This window comes from Glycomyces artemisiae (assembly GCF_003002955.1).
In the GTDB taxonomy this organism is placed as follows: domain Bacteria; phylum Actinomycetota; class Actinomycetes; order Mycobacteriales; family Micromonosporaceae; genus Glycomyces; species Glycomyces artemisiae.
Map to the genome: position 1 here is coordinate 1 of NZ_PVTJ01000021.1, position 4290 is coordinate 4290.

A 4290-nucleotide genomic window follows, 5' to 3' on the forward strand; every position below is an offset into this window, starting at 1 on the left:
CCTGAAAGCTCATGCAAAAGCCTCTTTCGAGTGACGCCGATACATCTGGAGTTTGAGCACGGTTTGCAGGGTCCGGTCGGCTTTGGGGAGGGGTCGCCGGTAGCCGGTCTTGAGGACTTTCCAGGTCCTGAGGTGGGCGATGCCCTGCTCGACGACCCACCGGCGGCGGTTGACCTGCCGGCTGAAGAGCAGTTCGGTGTCGGTGAGTTCGCGGTACTCCGGTTTCTTGACCGGGGTGAGCGGCACGACGCCGATATAGCCGCAGTCGCCGATCATGCTGGGGCCGTTGCCGGTCAGGTGGTGCTCGTAGGTCTTGGCCAGGCCTGATTCGCGGAAGGCGCGGGCGTCGTGGGCCGAGCCGGGCAGCAGGTTTCCGGCGTCGACCGGGCGCCCGTGCAGGTCGCAGACGACCTGCGCGTTCAGGCCCGGCGCACCGCGCTTGCCGGAGAAAAGTCCCTTCGGCGAGGTGAGGTCGCGGGTGGGGATGAGGAACCCGTCGACGACCAGGTCCGATCGGGCGGCGCGGGCCTGCAGGTCGATCGCGAGGCGGTCGAGGCAGCACGAGACCACCGGCTCGAGCGTCTCGATGTAGCGCGAGACCGTTGCCTGGGAGACGCGCGCTTGTTCGCCTATAGCGGCCTGGACGGTGTTGTGGCGCAAGTAGACCAGGGTCAGCACGATCGCCTCGAACAGGCCCAGGGCCTTGCGGCGCCCGGTGGCCGGCTGCCAGGAGCCGATCCGGGCGGCGACTTCGCGTTCGAGGTACAGCAGTTGCTCGTAGTCGAGGCCGGTCCTATGCTCGAATCGCGGCAGCGGCCGTTCCTTGATTCCTTGAGTGCTCACAACCTCGAGCGATCCACACGCCCGCTGCCGCTTTCGGTGCCTACCAGCCCATCCCGGACACGGGATCACCCGAACGAGACTCCATCAGGCTCTATGCGGGTTCTGCCGTCCATTGATGAACGCGGTCCGCGATGTTTGAGGCCATACACACCGCTATCACAGAATTTACTCATGTATTGGTCGGTTGAATCTTTTTCGGGCGTATGATCGAAGTATGGGTACAGTTCTATGGATTCTCATCGTCGTCTGGGTCCTGCTCGCGATCGTCGGCTTCGCCATCGAGGGCCTGCTCTGGCTGGCCGCCGTCGGCATCGTACTGTTCATCGGCACCATCGTCTTCGGACTCATCAGACGACGCGCCGGCCGCAGCACGGCCTGAACGTCGGCTTCGCAGACAAGGGCGGGGTTTCGCTCCGCCGCGAACGGGCATGCCTCCACCACCATCAAACGGAGGACACGGTCATGAACGCAGCGATCACACCAGCGAAGCCCCCTGGAACCCTTGCCGAGCAAATGCATGAGAAGGACTGGCGCGATGACGGACCCGGTAACGATCACGGCGAGAGGAGCCTCCTCCGGTCGGTGCTGCCCTTCCTCGCGGGGTCGGTCGCGGTCGGCATCGCGGTGGTCGCCCTCATCGGGGTGGAGCTCAACCGTAGGCGAAGATCGAAGTCGCTCCTCGGACGAGTCGCGACCAGGGCCGAGGACGCCAAGGATGCTCTCGCGCATGCCGCTGCCGGAATGCCCGATCGCGGCAAGGCCGCGGCGCGACGACTGTGGCGCTGACCAGATCGCTTGGCGCCCGTCGGCGTCCGTTCAAGTGATGAACCTTGCGACTCCAGAGCCTCCGAACCCCGTCCGCGCCGCGCCGCCATCGCTCGTCTGGAAGCATGCGGCTGCCGACCTCTATGCGGCTACGATCGACGGCGAGTTCGCCGGGTACATCGCCGCCTTCAAGGACACGCACCAGGCGTTCGGGCCCCACGCCCAGCACCTCGGTTCCCACCGGTCGTTCCGCGCCGCGTCGGCCGCACTCGACCGCTGGTGGACCCTGGCGGACGGCAGCCGCGCGTCGCCTGGGCTGTCGAGACCAGCGTTGTCGGCGAACGCAGGGGAACGACCGACGGCAACTTCCGCAGCATCGTGACCGAATCGGTATAGTCTGAATACGCAGCGATGTTGCTCGTGATGGACCTTCGCCGTCCCCGGCAAGACGAGCGCCGAACCGCACCGCGGATGTCAGCATGAGGGCCCTCCGACACCTGCCCCGTGAGTAACGCCCGCTCACCGGGCCGAAACCACTACACCCAGCCCGGGACTCCACGCCCGGCCGATCCCAAACCGGGCACACCGGTTTGCCAGCCGAACCGATGCAGGGCGGTGGCCTCATATGGCGCCCCAAGATTCCAGAAAACAAGGCCGCGACAACGCATTCGGGGAACTCGCGCCCTTGTTCGAACAGATGGCCGTGCTCACCGACAACGACTTCCGGCGGGAGGGCCTGCGCGGCCGGATCATCACCGGGTACCTGCCGCTCGCCGCCAACATCGCCCGTCGCTACGCGGGCCGCGGCGTGGGTATGGACGACCTGGTCCAGGTCGCCAACGTCGGCCTCATCCACGCCGTCGACCGCTTCGACCCCTTACGGGGTGTCGACTTCCTCTCCTTCGCCGTGCCGACGGTCATGGGAGAGGTCCGCCGCTACTTCCGCGACACCGCCTGGCCGGTGCGCCTGCCGCGCCGCCTCCAAGAACTGCGCATGGCGATCAACACCGCCGACGCCCACCTCTCCCAAACACTGGGCCGACCGGCCACCCCCGCCGACCTCGTCGAGCTGCTGGGCATCCCCGAGACCGCAGTACGCGAAGGGCTGCAGGCGATGCATTCGTTCCGGTCGGTCTCTCTCGACCAGCCGTCGCTCTCCGGCGGGCTTCCGCTGGCCGAGGCCATCGGGGCCGACGACCTCGCGCTCGGGTCGGTCGACGACCTCGAGTCCCTGCTCCCGCTCCTGCGGGCCCTGCCCGACCGCGAGCGCCGGATCCTCTCGCTGCGGTTCTTCGGAGGCAGGACGCAATCCCAGATCGGAACCGAGATCGGCATCTCGCAGATGCACGTCTCCCGGCTGCTCAGGAGCACACTCCTGGAGCTTCGCGGGCACATGCTCGCCGCACCGCAGGAGCGCGAGCGCATGGTCTGACCGCCTGCCGGTCGTCCGAGTCGCTCAACCCGCCGTGGCGCGAGTGCGCGGATGGCGCAGGGGTTCGCCGTTGCGGTGCAGCTGGGTCAGGGCCTCGCGCCAGGACTGGATGAGGCCGGTCGCGCTGTAGGGGATGCCCTTTTCAGCGCAGAACTTCTCGACGATCGGTCGCGCCCGTGCCAGGTTGACCGAGGGCATGGCCGGGAAGAGGTGGTGCTCGATCTGGTAGTTCAGGCCGCCGAGGGCGACGTCGGTGAACCAGTCGCCCTTGACGTTGCGGGAGGTCAGCACTTGCTTGCGCAGGAAGTCCAGCTCGGTGTCACCGACGAGGGTCGGCATGCCCTTGTGATTCGGCGCGAAGACCGAGCCCATGTACAGGCCCCAGGCCGCTTTGTGCACCACGATGAACACGATCGCCTTGCCAGGTGAGAGCACCAGGAACACCGCCGAGAGGTAGGCGACGAGGTGCGCTGCGAGGAATGCGGCCTCCCAGCTGCGGTGCTTCAGGCCCGCTGTGAAGATCGATCTGATGCCCGACCAGTTGAGGTTGAAGCCCTCGAACAGCAGGGCCGGGAAGAACAGCTGCGCCTGGTACTTGACGACGAACCGGCTCAGGCCCTGGGCCGCGCGCGCCTGGCGCTTCGACCACACGAACAGACCCGGCGCGACGTCGGGGTCGAGCTCCTCGTGGTTGGGGTTGGCGTGGTGGCGGTTGTGCTTGTCGGTCCACCAGCCGTAGCCCATGCCGTTGGCGAGGTTCCCGGTAAGCCAGCCGACGCGCTCGGTGGCGGCGCGACTGCGGATGATCTGGCGGTGTGCCAGGTCGTGGCCCAGCAGCGCCACCTGGGCACTGACCAGGGCCATGAACACGGCCATGAACATCTGGAACCAGGTGTCGCCGATGAGTGCGAAAGCCGTCCAGGCAGCGGCGAACACGGCACCGACGAGTGCGAACCGGAGCGTGTAGTAGCCGGGGCGACGGCGCATCAGACCTGCCGCTCGAACCCTGCGCGAGAGTTCGGCGAAGTCGCTACCGCCCGCCCGCGGACCCGGCGCGTCCTCCGAAGGAGCCGCCCCCGACCCTCCCGCTGGAAGGTGAGTTGAGCCCTTGAAAACCCGCGCTGAGGCATCAGCCACGGCACTATCTCCTCGCCAGTGACAATACGCGCTCTCAAACCTATCCCCCTCATTATGTCACAGGACACGGCGACAATGATGCCCTCGAAAGAGCCTTTTGCATGAGCTTCCAG

The 4290-nt window shown here is 66.8% G+C and carries 5 protein-coding genes; 3 read left to right on the forward strand and 2 right to left on the reverse strand.

Annotation, left to right across the window (positions count from 1 at the left end):
- Positions 1-9: 9 nt before the first annotated feature.
- The gene (locus B0I28_RS26740; protein WP_181245994.1) at positions 10-843 is read right to left on the reverse strand and encodes a transposase family protein; all 834 of its coding nucleotides are present in this window, start codon (positions 841-843) and stop codon (positions 10-12) included.
- A gap of 214 nt (positions 844-1057) precedes the next feature.
- On the opposite strand from B0I28_RS26740, the gene B0I28_RS27570 reads away from it, so the two are divergent.
- The 3 genes from B0I28_RS27570 (at position 1058) to B0I28_RS26750 (ending at position 3040) form a co-directional block, all read left to right on the forward strand.
- Positions 1058-1222: a hypothetical protein gene (locus B0I28_RS27570; protein WP_181245995.1), complete on the forward strand. Its 165-nt coding sequence runs from the start codon at positions 1058-1060 to the stop codon at positions 1220-1222.
- Between the two features lie 83 nt (positions 1223-1305).
- Positions 1306-1629: a hypothetical protein gene (locus tag B0I28_RS26745; RefSeq protein WP_146148264.1), complete on the forward strand. Its 324-nt coding sequence runs from the start codon at positions 1306-1308 to the stop codon at positions 1627-1629.
- A gap of 604 nt (positions 1630-2233) precedes the next feature.
- Complete coding sequence (locus B0I28_RS26750) at positions 2234-3040, forward strand: SigB/SigF/SigG family RNA polymerase sigma factor (protein WP_106366931.1); 807 nt, start codon at positions 2234-2236, stop codon at positions 3038-3040.
- 24 nt (positions 3041-3064) lie between these two features.
- Here B0I28_RS26750 and B0I28_RS26755 read toward each other — a convergent pair whose 3' ends face one another.
- Positions 3065-4027 (reverse strand): fatty acid desaturase family protein, encoded by a 963-nt coding sequence (locus tag B0I28_RS26755; RefSeq protein WP_106366932.1) that lies wholly within the window; start codon positions 4025-4027, stop codon positions 3065-3067.
- Positions 4028-4290: the final 263 nt, after the last annotated feature.

What these genes read in the sequence shown, in the direction of transcription:
- B0I28_RS27570 (WP_181245995.1), top strand. Translation starts at nt 1,058, where the DNA reads ATGGGTACAGTTCTATGGATTCTCATCGTCGTCTGGGTCCTGCTCGCG.
- B0I28_RS26745 (WP_146148264.1), top strand. Translation starts at nt 1,306, where the DNA reads ATGAACGCAGCGATCACACCAGCGAAGCCCCCTGGAACCCTTGCCGAG.
- B0I28_RS26750 (WP_106366931.1), top strand. Translation starts at nt 2,234, where the DNA reads ATGGCGCCCCAAGATTCCAGAAAACAAGGCCGCGACAACGCATTCGGG.
- B0I28_RS26755 (WP_106366932.1), bottom strand. Translation starts at nt 4,027, where the DNA reads ATGCGCCGTCGCCCCGGCTACTACACGCTCCGGTTCGCACTCGTCGGT.